This is a genomic window from Pseudomonas sp. RIT288, assembly GCF_000631985.1.
Lineage (GTDB): Bacteria > Pseudomonadota > Gammaproteobacteria > Pseudomonadales > Pseudomonadaceae > Aquipseudomonas.
Map to the genome: position 1 here is coordinate 156,114 of NZ_JFYN01000041.1, position 23,560 is coordinate 179,673.

General features: G+C 59.8%; 24 protein-coding genes. 3 read left to right on the forward strand and 21 right to left on the reverse strand.

Annotated elements, in window-relative coordinates:
* Positions 1 to 4: 4 nt before the first annotated feature.
* From BW33_RS22375 to BW33_RS22395, 6 genes are all read right to left on the reverse strand, one after another.
* Entirely contained in the window at positions 5 to 613 is a 609-nt protein-coding gene (locus tag BW33_RS22375; protein ID WP_047601264.1) for a phage baseplate assembly protein V, read from the reverse strand.
* A gap of 3 nt (positions 614 to 616) precedes the next feature.
* Positions 617 to 1,138 (reverse strand): hypothetical protein, encoded by a 522-nt coding sequence (locus tag BW33_RS22380; protein ID WP_047601265.1) that lies wholly within the window; start codon positions 1,136 to 1,138, stop codon positions 617 to 619.
* 72 nt (positions 1,139 to 1,210) lie between these two features.
* On the reverse strand, positions 1,211 to 1,552 hold the full coding sequence (locus BW33_RS22385; protein ID WP_003222183.1) for a phage holin family protein: 342 nt from the start codon (positions 1,550 to 1,552) through the stop codon (positions 1,211 to 1,213).
* A gap of 144 nt (positions 1,553 to 1,696) precedes the next feature.
* Positions 1,697 to 2,119, reverse strand: a complete 423-nt coding sequence (locus tag BW33_RS22390) for a tail fiber assembly protein (protein ID WP_047601266.1) — start codon at positions 2,117 to 2,119, stop codon at positions 1,697 to 1,699.
* Between the two features lie 276 nt (positions 2,120 to 2,395).
* The gene (locus tag BW33_RS29900; protein ID WP_160168823.1) at positions 2,396 to 2,704 is read right to left on the reverse strand and encodes a hypothetical protein; all 309 of its coding nucleotides are present in this window, start codon (positions 2,702 to 2,704) and stop codon (positions 2,396 to 2,398) included.
* Between the two features lie 27 nt (positions 2,705 to 2,731).
* The gene (locus BW33_RS22395) at positions 2,732 to 3,475 is read right to left on the reverse strand and encodes a LexA family transcriptional regulator (RefSeq protein ID WP_081794245.1); all 744 of its coding nucleotides are present in this window, start codon (positions 3,473 to 3,475) and stop codon (positions 2,732 to 2,734) included.
* Positions 3,476 to 3,675: 200 nt separating this feature from the next.
* On the opposite strand from BW33_RS22395, the gene mutS reads away from it, so the two are divergent.
* Entirely contained in the window at positions 3,676 to 6,258 is a 2,583-nt protein-coding gene (mutS, locus tag BW33_RS22400; protein ID WP_047601269.1) for a DNA mismatch repair protein MutS, read from the forward strand.
* 163 nt (positions 6,259 to 6,421) lie between these two features.
* Positions 6,422 to 6,745, forward strand: coding sequence for a ferredoxin FdxA (fdxA, locus tag BW33_RS22405; protein ID WP_007908827.1), 324 nt, complete (start codon positions 6,422 to 6,424; stop codon positions 6,743 to 6,745).
* A gap of 614 nt (positions 6,746 to 7,359) precedes the next feature.
* On the opposite strand, the gene rpoS is transcribed toward fdxA, so the two are convergent.
* The 8 genes from rpoS to BW33_RS22445 form a co-directional block, all read right to left on the reverse strand.
* Positions 7,360 to 8,370 carry an RNA polymerase sigma factor RpoS gene (gene rpoS / locus BW33_RS22410; protein WP_007964304.1) on the reverse strand — a complete coding sequence of 337 codons (1,011 nt, stop codon included), beginning with the start codon at positions 8,368 to 8,370 and terminating at the stop codon, positions 7,360 to 7,362.
* A 105-nt stretch (positions 8,371 to 8,475) separates the two neighbouring features.
* Positions 8,476 to 9,357, reverse strand: coding sequence for a peptidoglycan DD-metalloendopeptidase family protein (locus tag BW33_RS22415; protein ID WP_047601271.1), 882 nt, complete (start codon positions 9,355 to 9,357; stop codon positions 8,476 to 8,478).
* Between the two features lie 212 nt (positions 9,358 to 9,569).
* Complete coding sequence (locus tag BW33_RS22420; protein WP_169841266.1) at positions 9,570 to 10,205, reverse strand: protein-L-isoaspartate(D-aspartate) O-methyltransferase; 636 nt, start codon at positions 10,203 to 10,205, stop codon at positions 9,570 to 9,572.
* A 41-nt stretch (positions 10,206 to 10,246) separates the two neighbouring features.
* Positions 10,247 to 10,996 carry a 5'/3'-nucleotidase SurE gene (surE, locus tag BW33_RS22425; protein ID WP_047601272.1) on the reverse strand — a complete coding sequence of 250 codons (750 nt, stop codon included), beginning with the start codon at positions 10,994 to 10,996 and terminating at the stop codon, positions 10,247 to 10,249.
* Complete coding sequence (gene truD / locus BW33_RS22430) at positions 10,984 to 12,042, reverse strand: tRNA pseudouridine(13) synthase TruD (RefSeq protein WP_047601273.1); 1,059 nt, start codon at positions 12,040 to 12,042, stop codon at positions 10,984 to 10,986. The genes surE and truD overlap by 13 nt, the downstream gene beginning before the upstream one ends.
* The gene (ispF, locus tag BW33_RS22435) at positions 12,039 to 12,512 is read right to left on the reverse strand and encodes a 2-C-methyl-D-erythritol 2,4-cyclodiphosphate synthase (protein ID WP_047601275.1); all 474 of its coding nucleotides are present in this window, start codon (positions 12,510 to 12,512) and stop codon (positions 12,039 to 12,041) included. The genes truD and ispF overlap by 4 nt, the downstream gene beginning before the upstream one ends.
* Positions 12,513 to 12,555: 43 nt before the next feature.
* Positions 12,556 to 13,401, reverse strand: coding sequence for an S-formylglutathione hydrolase (gene fghA, locus BW33_RS22440; protein WP_047601276.1), 846 nt, complete (start codon positions 13,399 to 13,401; stop codon positions 12,556 to 12,558).
* A gap of 62 nt (positions 13,402 to 13,463) precedes the next feature.
* Entirely contained in the window at positions 13,464 to 14,576 is a 1,113-nt protein-coding gene (locus BW33_RS22445) for an S-(hydroxymethyl)glutathione dehydrogenase/class III alcohol dehydrogenase (RefSeq protein WP_047601278.1), read from the reverse strand.
* Between the two features lie 117 nt (positions 14,577 to 14,693).
* On the opposite strand from BW33_RS22445, the gene BW33_RS22450 reads away from it, so the two are divergent.
* A complete protein-coding gene (locus tag BW33_RS22450; protein WP_047601280.1) occupies positions 14,694 to 15,590 on the forward strand; it encodes a LysR substrate-binding domain-containing protein in 897 nt (298 codons plus the stop codon).
* 143 nt (positions 15,591 to 15,733) lie between these two features.
* Here the strand turns inward: BW33_RS22450 and ispD are convergent, their stop codons facing one another.
* From ispD to BW33_RS22485, 7 genes are all read right to left on the reverse strand, one after another.
* Positions 15,734 to 16,441, reverse strand: a complete 708-nt coding sequence (gene ispD, locus BW33_RS22455) for a 2-C-methyl-D-erythritol 4-phosphate cytidylyltransferase (RefSeq protein ID WP_047601281.1) — start codon at positions 16,439 to 16,441, stop codon at positions 15,734 to 15,736.
* Positions 16,438 to 16,716: a cell division protein FtsB gene (ftsB, locus tag BW33_RS22460; RefSeq protein WP_007964293.1), complete on the reverse strand. Its 279-nt coding sequence runs from the start codon at positions 16,714 to 16,716 to the stop codon at positions 16,438 to 16,440. The genes ispD and ftsB overlap by 4 nt, the downstream gene beginning before the upstream one ends.
* Before the next feature lie 171 nt (positions 16,717 to 16,887).
* The gene (gene eno / locus BW33_RS22465) at positions 16,888 to 18,177 is read right to left on the reverse strand and encodes a phosphopyruvate hydratase (RefSeq protein ID WP_047601282.1); all 1,290 of its coding nucleotides are present in this window, start codon (positions 18,175 to 18,177) and stop codon (positions 16,888 to 16,890) included.
* 155 nt (positions 18,178 to 18,332) lie between these two features.
* Positions 18,333 to 19,178, reverse strand: coding sequence for a 3-deoxy-8-phosphooctulonate synthase (gene kdsA, locus BW33_RS22470; RefSeq protein WP_047601283.1), 846 nt, complete (start codon positions 19,176 to 19,178; stop codon positions 18,333 to 18,335).
* A 4-nt stretch (positions 19,179 to 19,182) separates the two neighbouring features.
* Complete coding sequence (locus BW33_RS22475; protein ID WP_003222153.1) at positions 19,183 to 20,814, reverse strand: CTP synthase; 1,632 nt, start codon at positions 20,812 to 20,814, stop codon at positions 19,183 to 19,185.
* A 274-nt stretch (positions 20,815 to 21,088) separates the two neighbouring features.
* Positions 21,089 to 22,417, reverse strand: coding sequence for a tRNA lysidine(34) synthetase TilS (tilS, locus tag BW33_RS22480; RefSeq protein WP_047601285.1), 1,329 nt, complete (start codon positions 22,415 to 22,417; stop codon positions 21,089 to 21,091).
* A 122-nt stretch (positions 22,418 to 22,539) separates the two neighbouring features.
* Positions 22,540 to 23,487, reverse strand: a complete 948-nt coding sequence (locus BW33_RS22485) for an acetyl-CoA carboxylase carboxyltransferase subunit alpha (RefSeq protein ID WP_047601286.1) — start codon at positions 23,485 to 23,487, stop codon at positions 22,540 to 22,542.
* Positions 23,488 to 23,560: the final 73 nt, after the last annotated feature.

The window sequence follows — 23,560 nt, forward strand, 5'->3', positions numbered from 1 at the left end:
TGATTCAGGGGCTGATGACGCGGCCCTGGTGATCCACCAGCGGGCCGCTGAAGTGCACGCCCGAGGCGTCGATGGTCAGGCCGACGGCGCCCAGTTGCAGGCTGATCAGCTGTGGCGTCATCGTCAGTTGCGCCGGGCCAATGCTCAGTGCAAGCGATTCGCGAGAGCCACTGAATGCGGCCGGGCCGTTCTGCCAATGCAAGGTGTGCGTGGCGTCGTCGTAGCCGCTTTCAGTGCCGTCGACGTGCACCCGGCGCGTCAGCGTCGGTACCGTTGCCGTCGGTGGAAAGCGGTCACTGTTCAAACCGAACAACGCCACGCTTTGCGCGCCGCTTTCACCGCTGCCGTAGTTGAGCAGCAGGCACTGCTCGCCCACGCTCGGAATCCGCGATTCGCTCTGCGCTCCGGCGCTCGGGTTGAAGAACTTGATGGCCGGCGTCAGCAGTCCACCGTGGCTGACCTGACAAGTGTTGCTCGCAGCATCGACTGCCTGACAGACGCCGATGCGACAGAAACTCTCGGCGCGGCGGTGCAGGTCATCGATCTCGGCTTCCATCTCGGCCAGCCGCTCGATGATCGGCCCCAGTTGCATGCGCAGTAATGCGTCGAACATCGATCAGGCCTCCAGCGCGGTGTATTGGTCGGGGTCGTCGATATCGTTGACTTCCCAGGTACGGGCGAATTTCGGCGTACCGAGCGGGTCGTCGAGCAAGGTCGGGCCGAGATAGAGGGTCTGGGTGAAGGTCAGGGTCCACGCCTTGTATTGCTGGTCGGCGCGTGTGAGCACTGACGGCAGACCATCAATGTTCATCGGCAGATCACATTGAGCGCCGGGCAGGCCCCAACGGTTGTCGGTGATCAGGTTTTTCAGCATGGCGATCAGATCGCAGGCGGCAAATGCACTGGCGGACAGTGCCGGAATGACTTGCAGCGACACCGTCATGACATGAGCAATGCGCCCATCAGCGGAGCGCACTCCCTGTGCATTGCGATCAAAGTCGATCAATGCCCAGGCCTGAGCACCGGGTGTTGTGAAGTCGTCGTGATTGCCAACCTGCAGATTCAGGCCGGCGCTGTTGCGCAAGGTTGTTGCCATCGCCGTGAACAGCTGCGAAGGCTGCTGGATCGGTGCGGGCATGCATGACCTCCTTTTCAAATGTCCACGCGCAGCCCCGCCGCATCAGTTGCATCGAGGCAAGAAAGTGAAGGGTTACTGTGGGTCGCGCGGCGGGGGAACTTCGCAAACGCCGATGCGCTTGGCGGCCCAGCGTTCGTACAGACCGATGGCCACATCGGCCCCGGCCATGGCAGTCAGGCAACCGAAGGCGCCGGCCGCCCAGATCGACAGCCCGGCGGCGTAAAGCAGCATGATCGCCGACACGCCGCAGATCATGCAGGCGCCGGAGCGCAGGGCCAGACGCCGCAGCAATGACCAGCCACGAGCGCCCTCCTTGTCGGCGCGCCACATTTCGCCGGACACCCCGCCCACCACGGCGAGGAGGATGACCAGCCAGATCGGCATGTCCGCCAACGCTTGTTGCTCGTTTGTCATGTCACGCCTCCTGGTGTGATGGATGAGTGGTATGTGTTTGGTTCAAACGGTTTCTCTTGAGGTAGGCATTCCAAAAAGCCCGGCACCAGGGCCAGGCTTTTCAGCAATGCATTCCCGGAGCCGGGAGTGGATCGGCGCCGCGAATCAGAAAGGAGCAACCGGCCAATTGATCTGCGGAAACACTGCGTTGTTTTTCGCTTCACTCAACGCAATGAAATACTGCTTGTAGGCAACCAGTGCCGCCTCATCCGCCGGAGTGGCGACTCCCAGATCCAGCTTGTATTGCAGAGGGTTGAAGTCCAGCCAGCGCTTGGCGTCGTCAAATCGCTGTTGCATGCGACCGTTGGTGAACAGCTCCTGCTCTGCGGCAGTTGTCTCAAGATACTCTTCGCCGGCAGGCCCAAACTGCCACTTCATCCCCGGTTGCACAGCGTCGTTACCGGTGATGTTCCGCCAGCCGGCATTCGGCTCAGCAGCCGGGACGGCTGGCGGTTCCCCCTCAGTGTCCAGCACCTGAAGAACGACGGTGTAACCCATCACATACAATGTCAGTGCATATCGATTCATTCCATTTTCCTTATGAGCGGTTCTAAAGCGAACTCGGCTTGTAGATGTCTGTCAGTGCGAGACGACTGAACAGACGGTTTGCCGGAGAGCCCGGCTGCTCTTTCCAACCTCCTCGGCCTGCTGGTTTCCATGAGGTTCGAGAAGACATCTGGCAGGCATTCCAAAAAGCCCGGCAGCTCGCCGGGCTTTTCAGTAATGCGCTCCTTCGCCTTCCTTCAATCCTGTGTACGTGAAGGAAGCTGACTTTTCGGCGCTACTGGCGCGGTACGAGTCCATTCAAATTGTTTTTCCGACCGCGGTCCCTGCCCGCCGGATAACTGCTCTTGGTGCTTTACGCTGCACACCCGGGTCAGTTGCCAACCCTCTGAACCGTTGAGGCCGGTTCATCGCTGCCTGTTCTTGTGGAACTAAAGAGCTGTTGTTGCCAGCCGCTTTGTCGAGCGGCTTGGTGGCAAGAATATGCATGGATGCATATACAGTCAATGCATAAATGCATTTATTTCTGCGCAAGAAATGCACTACCGCATACATACCGCATAAATCAAGGCTTCGAGGGTTTTGTTCAGGCGAAAAAAAACCCGCCATGGGCGGGTTTTCTAAGAAGGGGATTGCCTATCGGGCATACATGCCCCACCAGAAGACGTGACCGAGGATGACGATCTGCTCTTCCTGCATGTCCTGGAAGCTGTAGTCCTCGTCCGGATGCTCATCGCGGTTGAAGCTGCGCAGACGGATGCCGGTCGGCAGGCGATAGAGCTGCTTCACGCGCAATTGACCGTTGTGGTTGATCGCGTACAGGTCGCCATCGATGATGTCGCCGATCCCGCACTTGCCGGCATTGACTCCGACCGTGGCGCCGTCACGCAACACCGGCATCATGCTGTTACCGCGCACTGTCACGCATTTGGCCTGGTCAAACTGCACACCGTTGTGGCGCAGGCTGCGCTTGCCGAAGCGCAGACTGGAGCGCTCGCTCTCTTCGATGACGAATCTTCCTGATCCAGCAGCCAATTCAACCTCACGAAGGAAGGGCACCGACACCTCGTCGTCATCGACAGGGGTATCGTCGTCCCACAGGCTTATGTCCTTGAGTTCCGCATGCACGTCATCGCGCGCGCCGCCAGTCGCCGGGGCGACATCCGCGCGGCCACGCAATTGATCAGTGCTCACATTGAAGTATTCGGCGATCTTCGAAATGTGTTTATCCGAAGGATCGACGATCTTCCCGCTGAGAATCCGCGAGAGCGTTGATTGAGGCACGCCGGTGCGACGGTGGAGCTCCGTGGGGGAGATCCCGTGCTGGTCGAGCAGTGCTCTTAAGACGGAGGATACGTTGCGTTTTTGCATAACGCGCATAGTGCTTGAAGTTTTTTCCGAAGACAAATGCTGATTTGCATAAATCGTGCATATATCACAAATAAACGCAGAAAGTGTCAATGGGTCGTCATGCCTGCGTCGAGCCGACCGCCCATGGTAACCTTGCGTCCATCGCGGAAAAGCCCGGCAGTTGCCCTCGCTTTTGCCCTACATCATTTAACGAGTTACCTGACAATCCGATGAATAAAGCCGTCTCCGACCTGTCCTCCCACACCCCGATGATGCAGCAATACTGGCGTCTGAAGAACCAGCACCCGGATCAGCTGATGTTCTATCGCATGGGCGACTTCTACGAGATCTTCTATGAAGATGCGAAGAAGGCTGCCAAGTTGCTCGACATCACCCTGACCGCGCGCGGTCAGTCGGCGGGGCAAGCGATTCCGATGTGCGGGATTCCTTACCACGCGGCGGAAGGTTACCTGGCGAAACTGGTCAAGCTCGGCGAGTCGGTGGTGATCTGCGAGCAGGTCGGCGATCCGGCCACCAGCAAGGGCCCGGTAGAACGTCAGGTGGTGCGCATCATCACACCGGGTACGGTCAGCGACGAAGCGCTGCTTGATGAACGCCGCGACAACCTGATTGCCGCTGTACTGGGCGACGAGCGCCTGTTCGGTCTGGCGGTGCTGGACATCACCAGCGGCAACTTCACTGTGCTGGAGATCAAGGGCTGGGAAAACCTGCTGGCGGAGCTGGAGCGGGTCAACCCGGTAGAGCTGCTGATCCCGGACGATTGGCCGAAAGACCTGCCGGCGGAAAAACGCCGTGGCGTGCGTCGACGCGCGCCGTGGGATTTCGAGCGAGATTCGGCGCTGAAAAGCCTCTGCCAGCAGTTTTCCACACAAGATCTCAAAGGCTTCGGTTGCGAAACCCTGACCCTGGCCATCGGCGCTGCCGGTTGCCTGCTGGCCTATGCCAAGGAAACCCAGCGCACCGCCCTGCCCCATCTGCGCAGCCTGCGTCATGAGCGTCTGGACGACACCGTGGTGCTCGACGGCGCGAGCCGCCGCAACCTCGAACTCGATACCAACCTGGCCGGCGGTCGCGACAACACCCTGCAATGGGTGGTCGATCGTTGCCAGACCGCGATGGGCAGCCGCTTGTTGACCCGTTGGCTGAACCGTCCGCTGCGCGATCTGACAGTATTGCTGGCGCGCCAGACGTCGATCACATGCCTGCTCGACGGCTACCGCTTCGAAAAACTCCAGCCGCAGCTCAAGGAAATCGGCGACATTGAGCGGATTCTGGCGCGGATCGGCCTGCGCAATGCGCGGCCCCGTGATCTTGCCCGCCTGCGCGATGCTCTCGGTGCCCTGCCGCAACTGCAAGTGGCGATGACCGACCTCGAAGCGCCGCATCTGCAACGCCTGGCGACCACCACCAGCACCTACCCGGAACTGGCGGCGCTGCTGGAAAAAGCCATCATCGACAACCCGCCAGCGGTGATCCGCGACGGCGGCGTGCTGAAAACCGGTTACGACAGCGAACTCGACGAGCTTCAATCGCTGAGCGAAAACGCCGGCCAGTTCCTCATCGACCTGGAAGCCCGGGAGAAGGCCCGCACCGGTCTGGCTAACCTGAAAGTTGGCTATAACCGTATTCACGGCTACTTCATCGAACTGCCGAGCAAGCAGGCCGAATCCGCTCCAGCCGACTACATCCGTCGCCAGACGCTCAAGGGCGCCGAGCGTTTCATCACGCCGGAGCTGAAAGAATTCGAAGACAAGGCGCTGTCGGCCAAAAGCCGTGCCCTCGCCCGCGAGAAAATGCTCTACGAGGCGCTGCTGGAAGATCTGATCAGCCAGTTGCCACCGCTGCAGGATACTGCCGGTGCATTGGCCGAGCTGGATGTGCTGAGCAACCTTGCCGAGCGTGCGTTGAACCTTGACCTGAACTGTCCGCGTTTCGTCAGCGAGCCGTGCATGCGCATTACCCAGGGTCGTCACCCGGTGGTCGAGCAGGTGCTGACTACGCCGTTCGTGGCCAACGACCTGAGCCTGGATGACAACACCCGAATGCTGGTGATCACCGGCCCGAACATGGGCGGTAAATCCACCTACATGCGCCAAACCGCATTGATCGTGCTGCTGGCGCATATCGGCAGCTTCGTGCCGGCGGCCAGTTGCGAGTTGTCGCTGGTGGACCGGATCTTCACCCGGATCGGTTCCAGCGACGACCTGGCCGGTGGCCGTTCGACCTTCATGGTCGAGATGAGCGAAACCGCCAACATCCTGCACAACGCCACCGAACGCAGCCTGGTGCTGATGGACGAAGTCGGTCGCGGCACCAGCACCTTCGACGGTCTGTCCCTGGCATGGGCCGCCGCCGAGCGTCTGGCGCATCTGCGCGCCTATACTCTATTTGCCACGCACTATTTCGAACTGACCGTGTTGCCGGAAGCCGAGCCTTTGGTGGCTAACGTGCATCTGAATGCCACCGAGCACAACGAGCGCATCGTGTTCCTGCACCACGTATTGCCAGGGCCTGCCAGCCAGAGCTACGGCCTTGCGGTGGCGCAACTGGCCGGCGTGCCGAGTGAAGTGATCGTGCGTGCCCGCGAGCACCTGAGCCGACTGGAAGACACCGCTTTGCCGCATGAAGCGCCCAAGCCTGCCGTCAAAGGCAAACCGGCTGCCCCGCAGCAGAGCGACATGTTCGCCAGCCTGCCGCATCCGGTGCTCGATGAGTTGGCGAAAGTGGATCTCGATGATCTGACCCCGCGTCGAGCGCTCGAATTGTTATATGCACTTAAGAACCGGATCTAAGCAGCAAAGAACCGGATATAACGCAAACGGCTTCAAGCTGTTAGAATCTCGCGCGGTTTGGGATGCTGCTGGCTAATAGCCTGGCTGGCAGACATCGCTCCCGAACCTGGCGACCCCAACCGTGAAGGGGCTACGCTGCCGCCGCCTGAGGAGAAAATTAGAAATGACCTTCGTCGTCACCGACAACTGCATCAAGTGCAAGTACACCGACTGCGTAGAAGTGTGTCCGGTGGACTGCTTTTACGAAGGCCCGAACTTCCTGGTGATTCACCCGGATGAGTGCATCGACTGTGCCCTGTGCGAACCGGAATGCCCGGCCGTCGCGATTTTCTCCGAGGACGAAGTTCCGGAAGAGATGCAGGAGTTCATTCAGCTGAACGTTGAGTTGGCTGAAATCTGGCCGAACATCACCGAGAAGAAAGAATCGCTGCCGGATGCCGAAGAGTGGGATGGCGTCAAAGGCAAGATCAAAGACCTCGAACGCTGATCTGTCGCGCGTTACGAAAAGGCCCCTTGCGGGCCTTTTTGCTTGTTCGGATTTTACTTTTCTACAGGCAAAAAAAAGGGGCGGTTTGACCCGCCCACATTTTTTCCCTATTCCCTGTATTCCTTTTCATCGTCCTGATGAATCGCGTCCTGCGATGTCCGTTCCCCTCTTCCTTGAAGGGCGTGTCTGTCCGTGGACACAGTGCTGATACTAAAGAGTTCCCTGCCGAGAGCAATCGGCCCTACAGGATGAAAGTCGCTGTAATAAGCACTTCATATTAAAAAATAAGCATATAAATCAATTGTTTAAATAAGATTATCATCAGCAGTCGACGTCTGCCGTCCTGCAAAAATAGGGAACGCTTACGAAAGAGTAAGCCAAGGCTTACACCGCGAGACTACAAACGATGGAAATGCTGACCGTACGTCCGCCAATGTACTTTGTGGCGAGGGAGCTTGCTCCCGCTTGAGTGCGCAGCGCTCATGAATCTTTGGGGTTGCTGCGCAGCCCGGCGGGAGCAAGCTCCCTCGCCACAGACAATATTCAGCCAATATCCGAGCAATAAAAAAGCCCCGAACCAGTCGGGGCTTTTTATGGGCGGGCGTCAGAGGCGCTTACTGAAACAGCGACTCGCTCGACAGGCCATTTTTCTCGAGGATTTCGCGAAGGCGCTTGAGGCCCTCCACCTGGATCTGCCGTACCCGTTCCCGGGTCAGGCCGATCTCCAGGCCTACGTCTTCCAGCGTGCTGCTCTCATGGCCGCGCAGGCCGAAGCGGCGTACGACCACCTCGCGCTGCTTGTCGGTCAGTTCCGAGAGCCATTGATCGATGCTTTGCGACAGGTCGTCATCCTGCAGCAGTTCGCATGGATCGGTCGGACGGTCATCCGTCAGGGTGTCCAGCAGGGTTTTATCCGAATCCGGACCCAGCGAGACGTCGACCGAAGAAACCCGCTCGTTCAGGCCGAGCATGCGCTTGACCTCGCCCACCGGTTTTTCCAGCAGGTTGGCGATTTCTTCGGGTGAAGGTTCGTGATCGAGCTTTTGCGTCAGCTCCCGTGCCGCCCGCAGGTACACGTTGAGTTCCTTGACCACATGGATCGGCAGCCGGATGGTCCGGGTCTGATTCATGATCGCGCGCTCGATGGTCTGACGAATCCACCAGGTCGCGTAGGTCGAGAAGCGGAAGCCGCGCTCGGGATCGAACTTTTCCACTGCGCGGATCAGGCCGAGGTTACCCTCTTCGATCAGATCCAGCAGCGACAGCCCCCGATTGACGTAACGCCGGGCGATCTTCACGACCAGCCGCAGGTTACTTTCAATCATGCGCTTGCGCCCGGCAGGGTCGCCACTTTGCGACAGACGCGCAAAATGAACTTCTTCCTCCGGGGAGAGCAGTGGTGAAAAGCCGATTTCGTTGAGATACAGCTGCGTGGCATCGAGTGCCCGAGTGTAGTCGATGTACTTGTGTTGTTTAAGTGAAGCGGATTGTCTGGATTTGGAACGAACGGAAGGTGGAGCAGCCCCTTCATCATTCGACATCGAAGATTCCGAATCGATGCCGGCCTCCATAAGGAGAACCTCATCGTCGATGTCAAACTCCGGCACTTCTTTACTGAGAGCCATTGTTATAGTCCTTTGGTGAGTTCGACCCCAAGCTCAAGCGACGCCTTTATCCTTGGCAGCGCTGGAGCCTGTCCCCTCTACGCGACGGAACAGGCTGGCCTCAAATCAACGTTTGGGCAGGAACTGCAGCGGATCTACAGGTTTACCTTGGCGGCGAATCTCAAAATGCAGTTTCACCCGGTCTGTACCCGTTGACCCCATTTCGGCAATTGTCTGTCCGACCTTGACCTGCTGCCCCTCCCGTACCAACAGCCTGCGGTTGTGTCCGTAGGCACTGACGTAGGTTTCGCTGTGTTTGATGATGACTAATTCGCCGTAGCCCCTTAAGCCACTCCCGGCGTAAACCACCGTCCCATCAGACGCAGCTAAAACAGGCTGTCCCAAATCTCCGGCGATATCAATTCCTTTATTCAAACTACCGTTTGAAGAGAATTTTCCAATCAGAATGCCATTAGATGGCCATCCCCAGCCGGTCGGGGCCGGGCCCGGTGGAGGCAGCGGCGCCGGTGCCGATTTGTTCGCGACGGACGGTGCAGCCCCCGCAGCAGCGGCTCCGGAGCCGGTCACGGTGGTGGTCGTTGTGCCATTCGCCTGGCGTCGGATTACCGTGGTTTTGCTCGACGATGATGGCGCAGAACTGCTGTTGCTCACCACGGCCGTCGGCGTTGAACCGGTACGACCGTCAAAGCGAATTGTCTGACCCGGGTGGATCGTATACGGCGTAGGAATGTTGTTCCGGGCCGCGAGGGCTTTGTAGTCCCAGCCGTAGCGAAAAGCGATGGAAAACAGCGTATCACCCGGACGGACTACATACTGCCCGGTCGTAACGGCAGGCCGCTGGGCCGCCGCGCTGTTGCGATCGACCACCCGCACGTTGCTCGATTTGGTGCTGGAGCAACCAACCAGCAAGGTGCTCAATACAAGGCCAGTCACCAGGCGCTGAAAGCTCGTGTTACCCATACGCTGCGCAATGACTGTGAGACTCACCCGCCGCTCCCTTTGTGGTGGCTGAAATATGTGGAATGCCGAATCGCGGCAAGTAGTGTCGCAAGTATAACGGGCCGAACTGGCTTTACCGTTAAAGATGCGAAAACGCTTCACGCACACGTTTGCCCGTGGACAATTCGTAGCGTTTAAACCATCGCTGCCGGTGTAAGACACAGGCCAGCGCAAGGAATTCAGCGCCCGCAAATAAATGCTCAGGCCAGCGGGCCATTGAGCAATGGCACGAAGCGCACCGCCCCCAGAACGTGACGGGAAAAGCCGTGTTCTTCACGCACGATCAGCATCAGTTGCTGCACTTCCCCCGAGCCGACCGGAATCACCATCCGCCCACCCGGTGCCAGTTGATCGAGCAAGGCCTGCGGTACATCGGTCGCGACTGCGGTGACGATGATGCCGTTGTATGGCGCCAGCGCCGGCCAGCCTTCCCAGCCATCGCCCCAGCGGAACACCACGTTGCGCAGGTTGAGTTCGACCAGGCGTTCCTTGGCCCGATCCTGCAGGACCTTGATGCGTTCGACCGAAAATACCCGCTCAACCAGTTGCGACAGCACGGCCGTCTGATAACCCGAACCGGTACCGATCTCCAGCACCTTGTCCAGCGGCCCCGCTTCCAGCAGCAGCTCGCTCATGCGCGCCACCATATAAGGCTGGGAGATGGTCTGGTTGTGGCCGATCGGCAGTGCGGTGTCTTCGTACGCGCGGTGCGCCAGTGCTTCATCGACAAACAGATGACGCGGCGTACGGCGGATCACCTCCAGCACCTTGGCGTTGGACAGGCCTTCTTCATATAGACGCTGGATCAGACGTTCACGCGTGCGCTGGGACGTCATGCCGATACCGCTGCGCAGTCTGTCTTCGTGTTCACGAGCCATCAGCGCAGTTCCTCCAGCCAGCCGTCGAGACTTCTGAAGGCATCGTTGAAGGTGCGATCGAGCTGCAACGGCGTGATCGACACATACCCCTGCATCACCGCATGAAAGTCAGTGCCCGGGCCGCCGTCTTCGGCATCGCCGGCCGCGGCAATCCAGTAGCCGGCCTTGCCACGCGGGTCGACCACTTTCATCGGTGCCGCAGCCCGGGCGCGATGGCCCAGACGGGTCAGTTGAATGCCACGAATATGATCGATCGGCAGATTGGGAATGTTCACGTTCAGCACCGTACGCGGCGGCAGATCCAGCCCGGCATGAGCCTCGACCAGTTTGCGCGCGAAATGTGCGGCTGTCGCCAGGTTGTCCACCTGTCGCGAACACAGCGAAAACGCAAACGAAGGGCGCTCGAGAAAGCGCCCTTCGAGGGCTGCTGCCACAGTGCCGGAATACAGCACATCATCGCCCAGATTGGCACCGAGGTTGATCCCGGAAACCACCATGTCCGGCTCGCGCTCCAGCAGGCCGTTGAGGCCCAGGTGCACGCAGTCGGTGGGGGTTCCGTTGAGGCTGATGAAACCGTTTGCCAGGTATTGCGGGTGCAACGGACGGTCGAGCGTCAGCGAACTGCTGGCGCCGCTTTTGTCCTGCTCCGGGGCGATAACCACGCACTCGGTGTAATCCGCCAGCGCAGCATAAAGCGCGGCGAGACCGGGTGCGGTTACCCCATCGTCGTTAGAAATCAGAATACGCATGGGCTGTCCGTCTGCCCCACCGGCACCAGATCAACGAGTTCGCGCACCAATACGGTGGCGAAGCATCCGGCCGGAAGGACGAATTCCAGTTGCAGAATGTCAGGCTGGGGATAATGCCACGACAACCCGCCAATGGGCAGCCGCAGGATGCGACGTTCGTGGCTCATTCCGGCATTGATCAACCAATCGCGCAGATCCGCCTCACGCTCGGCAATCCCCTGCTCCAGATCATGGACAGCGCCAGCGGTCGGTGAGTCACCTTCGCCCCACTGCGGGCCGGTCGGATGCAGGTCGAGAATCGCCAGGCGCGGATCGCTGCATTCGGCAACACCCGCCGGGAAGAAACTGCGGCTGTCGGTGAATGCCAGCAGGTCGCCGACCTGCGCCTGCTGCCAGGTGCCGTCGGCAACCCGCGCCGCCAGCACTTGATTGAACAGAAAACTGCGCGCCGTCGACAGCAGCCGCGAGCGCACATTGCGCTGCTCGGGCAATGCTTTGCGCGCCGCCCAGGCACGCGCATCAACGACGTTGCCGCCGTCATGGCCGAAACGCTGGGCGCCGAAATAATTGGGAATGCCTTGCTTGGCGATCAGCTGCAGACGCTGTTCGATCGCGTCCTTGTCGCCGGAAAACTGGGTCAGGCGCAAGGTGAAGCCGTTGGCCGAATGCGCGCCGCGTTGCAGCTTGCGCTTGTGACGCGTGGTCTTGAGGATCTTCAGCGTGTCGTTTTCCGCCGCCGACAGATCCGGATCAGCCTTGCCCGGCAGTTGCACGCTGAACCACTGACGGGTCAGCGCCTGACGATCCTTGAGCCCGGCATAACTGACGGTGCGCAACGGCACGCCCGCTGCCTTGGCAATTCGGCGCGCCGCCTCTTCGGTGTTCAGGCCACGTTTTTCGACCCAGATCCACAGGTGTTCGCCATCGCCGCTGAACGGGATGTCGAGCACTTCATCGACCTGGAAATCTTCGGCGATGGCTTTCAGAACCGCAGTGCCGAGCGGTTCGCCATAGGCCCGCGGGCCGAGCAATTGCAGTTCGTTCATGCGCGCAGCAACAAGGCAACGGAATGCACGGCGATGCCTTCTTCGCGACCGACAAAGCCGAGCTTTTCGGTGGTGGTAGCTTTCACGTTCACTTGATCCAGTTCAACTTGCAGATCGGCGGCGATCAACGCGCGCATCGCTTCGATATGCGGGGCCATTTTCGGTGCCTGGGCGACGATGGTGTTGTCAACGTTGCCGACTTTCCAGCCCTTGGCATGGATCAACGCGACCACATGACGCAGCAGCACGCGGCTGTCGGCGCCCTTGAATTGCGGATCGGTATCCGGAAAGTGTTTACCGATATCGCCCAGCGCAGCCGCGCCGAGCAAGGCATCGCTCAAGGCGTGCAGCAGGACGTCACCGTCGGAGTGAGCGAGCAGCCCATAGCCGTGTGCAATGCGCACGCCGCCCAGAGTAATGAAATCGCCTTCAGCGAAACGGTGAACATCGTAGCCGTGGCCAATACGCATAAAAAAACGCCCCGATTTTTGTCAGGGCGTGATTCTACCTGCATTAACTGCGCAGGGCGCGTGCGTGATGCTGCAAGTGGTCGTCTACGAAGCTTGAGATGAAGAAATAGCTGTGGTCGTAGCCCGGTTGCAGGCGCAACGTCAGCGGATGATCCGCTTGTTTTGCCGCTTGTTGCAGGGCTTCGGGCTTGAGTTGAGTGGCCAGAAAGTCATCGCGATCACCCTGATCGACCAGCAACGGCAGTTTCTCGTCGGCTTCAGCGATCAGCGCGCAGGCATCCCACTCCTTCCACTTGGAACGGTCTTCGCCCAGGTAACGGGAGAACGCCTTCTGCCCCCACGGGCAATCCATTGGATTGTTGATCGGCGAAAACGCCGACACCGACTGATAACGCCCCGGATTGCGCAGCGCACAGACCAGCGCACCGTGACCGCCCATGGAGTGGCCGCTGATGCTGCGTTTGTCCGACGCCGGGAAATGCGCTTCAACCAGTGCAGGCAATTCCTGCACGACATAGTCATGCATCCGATAGTGGCGCGACCAAGGTTCCTGCGTGGCATTCAGATAGAACCCGGCGCCAAGGCCGAAATCCCAGGCGCCATCAGGATCACCCGGCACGTCCGGACCACGCGGACTGGTATCCGGTGCGACGATGATCAGGCCGAGTTCGGCGGCCATGCGCATCGCCCCGGCCTTCTGCATGAAGTTCTCGTCGGTGCACGTCAGGCCCGACAGCCAGTACAACACCGGCAACTTGCCGCCCTGCTCCGCTTGCGGCGGCAGGTACACGGCGAACACCATGTCACAGCCGAGCACGTCGGAACGGTGGCGATAACGTTTGTGCCAGCCGCCGAAACTTTTCTGACAGGAGATGTTTTCCAGACTCATGTAAAGACTCCTACGCGGCCACGGCTACAAACCTTCAAGGTCTGTAGCCGGGGCGCGATTGATCAGAAATGAATGACGGTACGGATGCTCTTGCCTTCGTGCATCAGGTCGAAGGCCTTGTTGATATCTTCCAGACCCATGGTGTGGGTAATGAAAGTATCCAGCGGAATCTCGCCGCTCTGCGCCATGTCGACGTAGCTTGGCAACTCGGTACGACCACGCACACCGCCAAATGCCGAACCACGCCAGACGCGGCCGGTTACCAGTTGGAATGGCCGGGTCGAAATTTCCTGACCGGCACCGGCAACACCGATGATTACCGATTCGCCCCAGCCCTTGTGGCAGCATTCCAGCGCAGCGCGCATCAGCTGCACGTTGCCGATGCATTCGAAGGAGAAGTCGACGCCGCCATCGGTCATGTCGACGATCACTTCCTGGATCGGACGATCGAAGTCTTTCGGGTTGACGCAATCGGTAGCGCCCAGCTGTTTGGCGATCTCGAACTTGGCCGGGTTGATGTCGATGGCGATGATCCGCGCGGCCTTGGCCTTGACTGCACCAATGACTGCCGACAGACCGATGCCGCCCAGACCGAAGATCGCCACGGTGTCACCCGGCTTGACCTTGGCGGTGTTGAGCACCGCACCGATACCGGTGGTCACGCCGCAACCGAGCAGGCAGACCTTTTCCAGCGGCGCATCCTTGGCAATTTTCGCCACGGAGATTTCCGGCAGTACGGTGTACTCCGAGAAGGTCGAAGTCCCCATGTAGTGGAAAATCGTTTCGCCCTTGTAGGAAAAGCGCGAAGTGCCGTCCGGCATCAGACCTTTGCCCTGAGTGGCGCGAATCGCCTGACACAGGTTGGTCTTGCCCGACTTGCAGAACTTGCACTGGCCGCATTCCGGGGTGTACAGCGGAATCACGTGGTCACCGACGGCGACCGAGGTTACGCCCTCGCCGATCGCTTCAACGATCGCGCCACCTTCGTGGCCGAGGATCGACGGGAAGATGCCTTCCGGATCCGCGCCGGACAGGGTGTAGGCGTCAGTGTGGCAGACCCCGGAAGCCACCACGCGCAGCAACACTTCACCGGCCTTGGGCATGGCCACATCGACTTCTACGATTTCCAGCGGCTTCTTGGCCTCGAAGGCAACGGCGGCGCGCGACTTGATCATGCTGACTCTCCAGTGAATCCATTGAATAAAAAAACCAGACCGGCAGTGTAGTACAGCGCGATCTGATGAATAATCCGGACAAAAGCAAAACATTATTGCCATACAGGGATAATCCCGATGTCGGAAAACCGCTGGGAAGGCATCGACGAGTTCGTCGCTGTCGCCGAATGCAGCCAGTTCACCGCCGCCGCAGAACGTCTTGGGGTTTCGTCCTCGCATATCAGTCGACAAATCGTACGGCTTGAGGAGCGTTTGCAGACGCGCCTGCTCTATCGCAGTACCCGTCGCGTGACCCTGACCGAAGCCGGGCAGACCTTTCTGCAGCATTGCCAGCGCCTGCAGGACGGTCGAGAAGAGGCCCTGCGCGCGGTCGGCGACCTGACCAGTGAACCGAAAGGCATGCTGCGCATGACCTGCGCCGTGGCCTATGGCGAGCGGTTTATCGTGCCGCTGGTGACGCGATTCATGGGGCTGTACCCGCAACTGCGGATCGATATCGAGCTGAGCAACCGTCAACTCGATCTGGTGCATGAAGGGTTGGATCTGGCGATCCGTCTGGGTCGCCTGCAGGATTCTCGATTGGTCGCCACCCGCCTGGCGCCGCGTCGGATGTATCTGTGCGCGTCTCCGTCCTACGTGGAACGGTATGGCCGCCCACACAGTTTGTCGGAACTGAGCCGCCACAATTGCCTGATCGGCAGCTCTGACCTGTGGCAACTGGAGCAGAACGGACGGGAATTTTCCCAGCGCGTGCAGGGAAACTGGCGCTGCAACAGTGGGCAGGCGGTGCTGGATGCGGCGCTGCAAGGGGTCGGCTTGTGTCAACTGCCGGACTATTACGTGCTGGAGCATTTGCACAGTGGGGCTTTGATTTCGTTGCTGGAGGCGCATCAGCCGCCGAACACGGCGGTGTGGGCGTTGTATCCACAGCAGCGGCATCTGTCGCCGAAGGTGCGCAAGCTGGTGGATTTCTTGAAGGAAGGGTTGGCCGAGCGGCCGGAGTATCGGAGCTGAAAGATGGATTGCCTGAACTATCGCCTTCGCGAGCAGGCTCGCTCCCACAGGGGATCGGCGGTGCATACAAATTCGGGGTCAGGCGCAAATCAAATGTGGGAGCGAGCCTGCTCGCGAAGGCAATCTGACAGGCGCCACAGCAATCAGCGGCGATTGGCCCAGCGCTGACGCAACCACTCCAGGTCTTCCGGCCGGGTGACCTTGAGGTTGTCCGCTCGCCCTTCGATCAGGCGCGGCGCCAGACCGGCCCACTCCATCGCCGAGGCTTCATCGGTAATCACCGCGTCCGCCACCAGACTGTCAGCCAGCGCCCGATGCAAGGCACCGAGGCGAAACATCTGCGGCGTATAGGCTTGCCAGATCACGCTGCGATCCACGGTTTCGAGCACACGACCGTGCTTGTCGACCCGCTTCAGGGTGTCGCGCGCCGGCACGGCCAGCAGACCGCCGACGGCATCATCCGCCAGCTCAGCCAGCAACTTGTCGAGATCGTCACGACTCAGGTTAGGTCGGGCAGCATCGTGCACCAGCACCCAGTCTTCATCGTCGGCACCTTGCGCATGCAGATGCAGCAAGGCATTGAGTACCGACCCGGAACGCTCCGCGCCGCCCTCGACCCGCTGAATCCGCGAGTCGGTGGCGCAAGCCAGGTTGGGCCAATAAGGATCATCAACCGCCAGACTGACCACCAGCCCCTTGAGGCTCGGGTGATCAAGGAAACAGCCGAGGCTGTGTTCGAGAATTGTGCGCCCGCCCAGTTGCAGGTATTGCTTGGGACGGTCCGCGGCCATTCGGGCACCGACGCCCGCGGCAGGAATCACGGCCCAGAAGGCCGGCAGGGAATCGATCATTGCGCGAGCTGGTAAAGGGTTTCACCGTCCTTGACCATGCCCAGCTCATGGCGAGCCCGCTCTTCAACGGTCTCCATGCCTTTTTTCAATTCGCTGACTTCAGCGTCCATCACCCGATTGCGCTCCAGCAGGCCTTCGTTCTCGGCGTGCTGATCAGCAATCTGCTGCTTCAGCTCGGCGACCTGCGCCAGACTGCCATTGCCCACCCACAGGCGGTACTGCAGACCGGCCAGCAGCAAGAGCAAAACGAGAAACAACCAGTAAGGACTGCGCATCGAATATCAGGTATCCAGTGAAAAAAGACAGCCACGCGAAAACTTTGAAACGTCTGATAGCACGAAGCCTGGAAGATCCAGGCTTGTGCATATAAGGCATCAGATTAGTGGCAAATCCATCGCTGTCACGACTTTTCCGACACAATCCGGTGTCTTTTTACCATTTACAACTCAGCCGCGGAACTCGCTGCGACCGTTGTACTTGGCTTTGCCATTCAACTGCTCTTCGATACGCAGCAGTTGGTTGTACTTGGATACGCGGTCGGAACGGCACAGCGAACCGGTCTTGATCTGACCAGCCGAAGTACCCACAGCCAGGTCGGCAATGGTCGAATCTTCGGTTTCGCCCGAACGGTGCGAGATCACTGCGGTGTAACCGGCAGCCTTGGCCATCTGGATGGCTTCCAGGGTTTCGGTCAGGGTGCCGATCTGGTTGAACTTGATCAGGATCGAGTTGGCGATCTTTTTATCGATGCCTTCTTTCAGGATCTTGGTGTTGGTCACGAACAGGTCGTCGCCGACCAGTTGGGTCTTCTCGCCGATCTTGTCGGTGAGGATCTTCCAGCCAGCCCAGTCGGACTCGTCCAGACCGTCTTCGATCGAGATGATCGGATAACGTTCGGTCAGACCTTTCAGATAATCGGCAAAACCTTCAGCGGTGAACACCTGGCCTTCGCCGGACAGGTTGTACTTGCCGTCTTCGTAGAATTCGCTGGCTGCGCAGTCCAGCGCCAGGGTCACGTCGGTGCCCAGCTTGTAACCGGCGTTGGCCACGGCTTCGGAGATCACTTTCAGCGCGTCTTCGTTGGAGGCCAGGTTCGGTGCGAAACCGCCTTCGTCGCCAACGGCGGTGCTCAGGCCACGGGCCTTCAGCACAGCTTTGAGGTGATGGAAAATCTCGGTGCCCATGCGCAGACCTTCCGAGAACGTCTTGGCGCCAACGGGCTGCACCATGAATTCCTGGATGTCGACGTTGTTATCGGCGTGCTCGCCACCGTTGATGATGTTCATCATCGGCACCGGCATCGAGTAAACACCCGGGGTACCGTTCAGGTTGGCGATGTGTGCGTAAAGTGGCAGATCCTGGTCCTGTGCAGCCGCCTTGGCCGCAGCCAGGGACACGGCGAGGATGGCGTTGGCGCCCAGTTTTGCCTTGTTTTCAGTACCGTCGAGATTGATCATCGCGTGGTCGAGGGCTTTCTGGTCGCTTGGGTCAGTGCCCAGCAGCAGCTCGCGGATCGGACCGTTGATATTTTTTACTGCCTGGAGCACACCCTTGCCCAGGTAACGGCTCTTGTCGCCATCACGCAGCTCGAGCGCTTCACGCGAGCCAGTGGATGCACCGGACGGCGCGCAAGCGCTGCCGATGATGCCGTTGTCGAGAAGCACGTCCGCTTCCACGGTGGGATTGCCACGGGAGTCGAGAACTTCACGACCTTTGATGTCGACGATTTTTGCCATTGTTGTAAACACTCCAAAGTTGACGAAAACGACGCAGCTAGAGGAAATCTTTTACCGTCGGCAAGTGGTGTGCAGCGGGCAGCTTGCAGACGACAACGCACATGCCCGAGGGCATGTGCGACAAATCGTGCGGTACTTTACCGGAGAAATGAGCTTTACGCGGTTTCTACCGTCGGAAAACTCTTCACCAGTTCGTCCAGGGCTTTGAGCTGGGCCAGGAATGGCTCCAGTTTGTCCAGGCGCAAGGCGCAGGGACCGTCGCATTTGGCGTTGTCCGGGTCCGGGTGCGCTTCGAGGAACAGACCGGCCAGCGACTGGCTCATGCCTGCCTTGGCCAGATCGGTGACCTGTGCACGGCGACCGCCGGCGGAGTCGGAACGACCGCCAGGCATTTGCAGCGAGTGGGTCACGTCGAAGAATACCGGATACTCGAACTGCTTCATGATGCCGAAGCCGAGCATGTCGACCACGAGGTTGTTGTAGCCGAAGCTCGAACCACGCTCGCAGAGGATCAATTGATCGTTACCCGCTTCCACGCACTTGTTCAGGATGTGTTTCATTTCCTGAGGCGCGAGGAACTGGGCTTTCTTGATGTTGATCACAGCGTTGGTCTTGGCCATCGCGACGACCAGATCGGTCTGGCGCGACAGGAAGGCCGGCAGCTGGATGATGTCGCAGACTTCAGCGACGACCGCGGCCTGGTCAGGCTCGTGGACGTCGGTGATGATCGGCACGCCGAAGGCTTGTTTGATGTCCTGGAAGATGCGCATGCCCTCTTCCAGGCCAGGACCGCGATACGAAGTCACAGAAGACCGGTTGGCCTTGTCGAAACTGGCCTTGAACACGTAAGGGATGCCGAGTTTCCCGGTGACCTTCACGTACTCCTCGCAAACCTGCATGGCCATGTCACGGCTTTCCAGCACGTTCATGCCGCCGAACAGCACCATGGGTTTGTCGTTGGCAATCTCGATGTCGCCGACGCGGATGATCTTCTGTGCCATCGGGTTACGCCTTCTTCTGGTGTTGAGCCAACGCTGCTTTTACGAAACCGCTGAACAGCGGGTGACCGTCACGTGGCGTCGAGGTGAACTCCGGGTGGAACTGGCAAGCAACGAACCATGGATGATCCGGCGCTTCCACCACTTCAACCAGCGCGGCGTCAGCGGAGCGACCGGAGATTTTCAGGCCGGCTTCGATGATTTGTGGCAGCAGGTTGTTGTTCACTTCGTAGCGGTGACGGTGACGTTCAACGATCACGTCCTTGCCATAGCAATCGTGCACCTTGGAGCCGGCTTCGAGCAGGCATTCCTGAGCGCCGAGACGCATGGTGCCGCCCAGATCGGACGCTTCGGTACGTACTTCAACTGCGCCGGTGGCGTCTTCCCACTCGGTGATCAGACCCACGACCGGGTGGCCGCTGGCGCGATCGAACTCGGTGGAGTTGGCGTCTTTCCAGCCCAGCACGTTACGGGCGAACTCGATGACCGCCACTTGCATGCCCAGGCAGATGCCCAGGTAAGGAACCTTGTTTTCACGAGCGTACTGAACGGCCGTGATCTTACCCTCGACGCCGCGCAGACCGAAGCCGCCCGGTACGAGGATCGCGTCGACACCTTCGAGCAGCGCAGTGCCCTGGTTCTCGATGTCTTCGGAGTCGATGTAACGCAGGTTGACCTTGGTACGGTTGGTGATGCCGGCGTGACTCATCGCTTCGATCAGCGACTTGTAGGCGTCCAGCAGTTCCATGTACTTGCCGACCATCGCGATGGTGACTTCGTGCTCTGGATTGAGCTTGGCATCAACGACCTTTTCCCACTCGGACAGGTCGGCGCCATTGCATTGCAGGCCGAAACGCTCGACGACGAAATCGTCCAGACCCTGAGCGTGCAGCACGGCCGGAATCTTGTAGATGGTGTCGACGTCTTCCAGGGAGATCACCGCACGCTCTTCAACGTTGGTGAACAGCGCGATCTTGCGACGCGACGACACATCCACCGGATGGTCGGAGCGGCAGATCAGCACATCTGGCTGCAGACCGATCGAACGCAGCTCTTTGACCGAGTGCTGGGTTGGCTTGGTCTTGGTTTCGCCAGCGGTGGCGATATACGGAACCAGGGTCAGGTGCATCAGCATCGCGCGCTTGGAACCGACTTCCACACGCAGTTGACGGATGGCTTCGAGGAACGGTTGCGATTCGATGTCGCCAACGGTACCGCCGATTTCCACCAGGGCCACGTCGGCATCGCCGGCACCCTTGATGATGCGACGCTTGATTTCGTCGGTGATGTGCGGAATCACCTGGATGGTTGCACCCAGGTAGTCACCACGGCGCTCTTTGCGCAGCACGTGCTCGTAGACACGGCCGGTGGTGAAGTTGTTGTTCTGGGTCATGGTCGTGCGGATGAACCGCTCGTAGTGGCCCAGGTCCAGGTCGGTCTCGGCGCCGTCGTGGGTGACGAACACTTCACCGTGCTGGAACGGGCTCATGGTGCCCGGGTCGACGTTGATGTACGGATCCAGCTTCAGCATGGTGACCTTAAGTCCCCGCGCCTCCAGGATGGCTGCCAATGAAGCCGAGGCAATGCCTTTCCCCAATGAAGAAACAACACCGCCCGTGACGAATATGTAGCGCGTCATGAAAAACCCTAGAAGTCTGCGTTAAAGCGGTACGAGCCGCCGGGGAAAGCGAAGGAAGGCCGAAGCCCCCGATCACCTGCATTAATCACAGTGCACCTTTCAAAAAAACCGCCGCGTTGGGACAGACCGGCAGATGAAACACCGGTACGTTGCTCGCTACACATTTTTTGGAATCGCCCAGCAAAGACTGCTTGGTAATCGGCAACTCCTGCAATTCAGGCGAATCCACAGAAGTTGTATCAAGAAGGGAGCGTAGTCTACCGGAATGCCCCTTTCATCTCAAACCTTGATCTTCGTCTGTTGGCTGCCAATGTAATTTCCAGCCGTCCGCCCCCTGCCCGTCAAGGCCCGGCAGGTTCGCCACCGCGAGCAATTCTGCGCCGCGAAACAGCAGCGGCAATCTGCCACGGACGAAGGCCGGCACCGCGCGCTCATTGAGCAGGCGCTTGAGATCGCGGTGGCCGCGCTCCGCCAGTTGCATCACCTCGCCGCCCTGCCGATAGCCAACCCGCAACGGTCCGACGGGAGCCTGCCCGCTGAACATGACACGCCCGTTATTCGCCAAGCGTAGCGGCGTCGACGGGTCAGGCCACTCGACGCTGACCGCTGGCGCGCGCAGCCAGTCGCTGCTCAACCACCATACCCGACCGGCGCTGCGATGCAGTTCACCATCGGCCAGACGCCAGATCGGCGAAGCATCGTTGCCAGCGCCGCAAAGATCGTCCCAACCCGACCAATGGTCAGTGTCGGGCAGCCGGGTCAGCGGTTCGAGCCAGTGGCTGAGTGCATTGCGCTGACGAGCGGCGGACACATTCGCCAGCGGCGCCAGTTCCAGCGACGGCAGGCCCAGCCATGAAAACTCGTGTGGTGTGGCGGCTTGCGCGAGATCAATCTGTGCCAGCTCATCGAGCAAGCCTTGCGCCTCACGCAGGTGCGCCGCGCTGCGGGCCATGCTCGCCTGCGCCTGCGGCCAGCGCTCGGACAATGCCGGCAGCACCTGATGGCGCAGGTAGTTGCGCGAATACTGTCGATTCTGGTTGGACGGATCTTCGATCCAGCGCAACTGATGCGCGTGGGCGTAAACCTCAAGCTCTGAGCGCGTGACGTCGAGCAATGGCCGCAGCAGCGTGCCACGCCCCAACGCCCGCTGCGCCGGCATCGCCGAAAGTCCACGAACGCCGGCACCGCGCATCAAGCGAAACAGCAGGGTTTCGGCCTGATCATCACGGTGTTGCCCGGTCAGCAGCACCTCATCCGCCTCGGTCAGCGAGGTGAATGCGGCATAACGCGCCTCCCGCGCTGCCCGCTCCAGACTGGCGCCGGGTTGCACCGTCACCCGCATCACCTGCAACGGGACACCCAATGCGTCGCAGACTGACTGACAATGCGCCGGCCACGCATCGGCCGCAGCCTGTAGACCGTGATGGATATGGATGGCGCTGAGCGCCGGCAGGGAATGGTCTTTGGCGAGATGGGCAAGCAGATACAGCAGGACGGTGGAATCCAGACCACCGGAGAAGGCGATGCGCCACTGAGCGGCGTTGCGCCAAGGCTCAAGGCTCAACATAAGCCGCGACGGCAAATCACTCTTCGAAGGATTCATAGAGAGGGTCGCTTCTTAAAACCTTGTAGGAGCTGCCGCAGGCTGCGATCTTTTGACTTTACTTTTCAAGATCAAAAGATCGCAGCCTGCAGCAGCTCCTACAGGGATACTGCGCAGTCGACTTAGAGACCGTAGCTCATCAGACGATCGTAACGGCGCTTGAGCAGCGCTTCGTTGTCGAACTTCTTCAGCATCGCCAGTTGCGAGCTCAGTTCGGCACGGATCGACGCAGCGGCAGCCACCGGATCACGGTGGGCGCCACCCAGAGGCTCGCCGATCACCTTGTCAACGATACCCAGACCTTTCAGGCGCTCGGCGGTGATGCCCATGGCTTCAGCGGCATCCGGTGCCTTTTCGGCAGTTTTCCACAGAATCGAAGCGCAACCTTCCGGCGAGATCACCGCGTAGGTCGAATATTGCAGCATGTTCAGCTGATCGCAGACGCCGATCGCCAGTGCACCGCCGGAACCACCTTCACCGATAACGGTGGCGATGATCGGGGTCTTCAGACGCGACATCACGCGCAGGTTCCAGGCGATAGCCTCGCTCTGGTTGCGCTCTTCAGCGTCGATACCAGGATAGGCGCCCGGGGTGTCGATGAAGGTCAGGATCGGCATCTTGAAACGCTCGGCCATCTCCATCAGACGGCAAGCCTTGCGGTAGCCTTCCGGACGCGGCATGCCGAAGTTGCGGCGTACCTTCTCACGCACTTCACGGCCTTTCTGGTGACCGATGATCATCACCGGCTGGTCTTCCAGACGTGCCACGCCGCCAACAATCGCTGCGTCGTCGGAGAAATGACGGTCACCGTGCAGTTCGTCGAACTCGGTGAAGATATGCTCGATGTAGTCGAGGGTGTACGGGCGTTTCGGGTGACGCGCCAGGCGTGCGATCTGCCAGCTGGTCAGCTTGCCGAAGATGTCTTCGGTCAGCGTGCGGCTCTTGTCCTGCAGGCGGGAGATCTCATCGCCGATATTCAGCGAATTGTCATTACCGACCAAGCGCAACTCTTCGATCTTGGCTTGCAGGTCGGCGATCGGCTGTTCGAAATCTAGAAAATTCGGGTTCATAGGCGTCCGTCTTGGGTCGTGTCCCAAATGAGCTTGGGCCGGCCGGTTGTCTATTCGCGCCCTACCTTAAGGG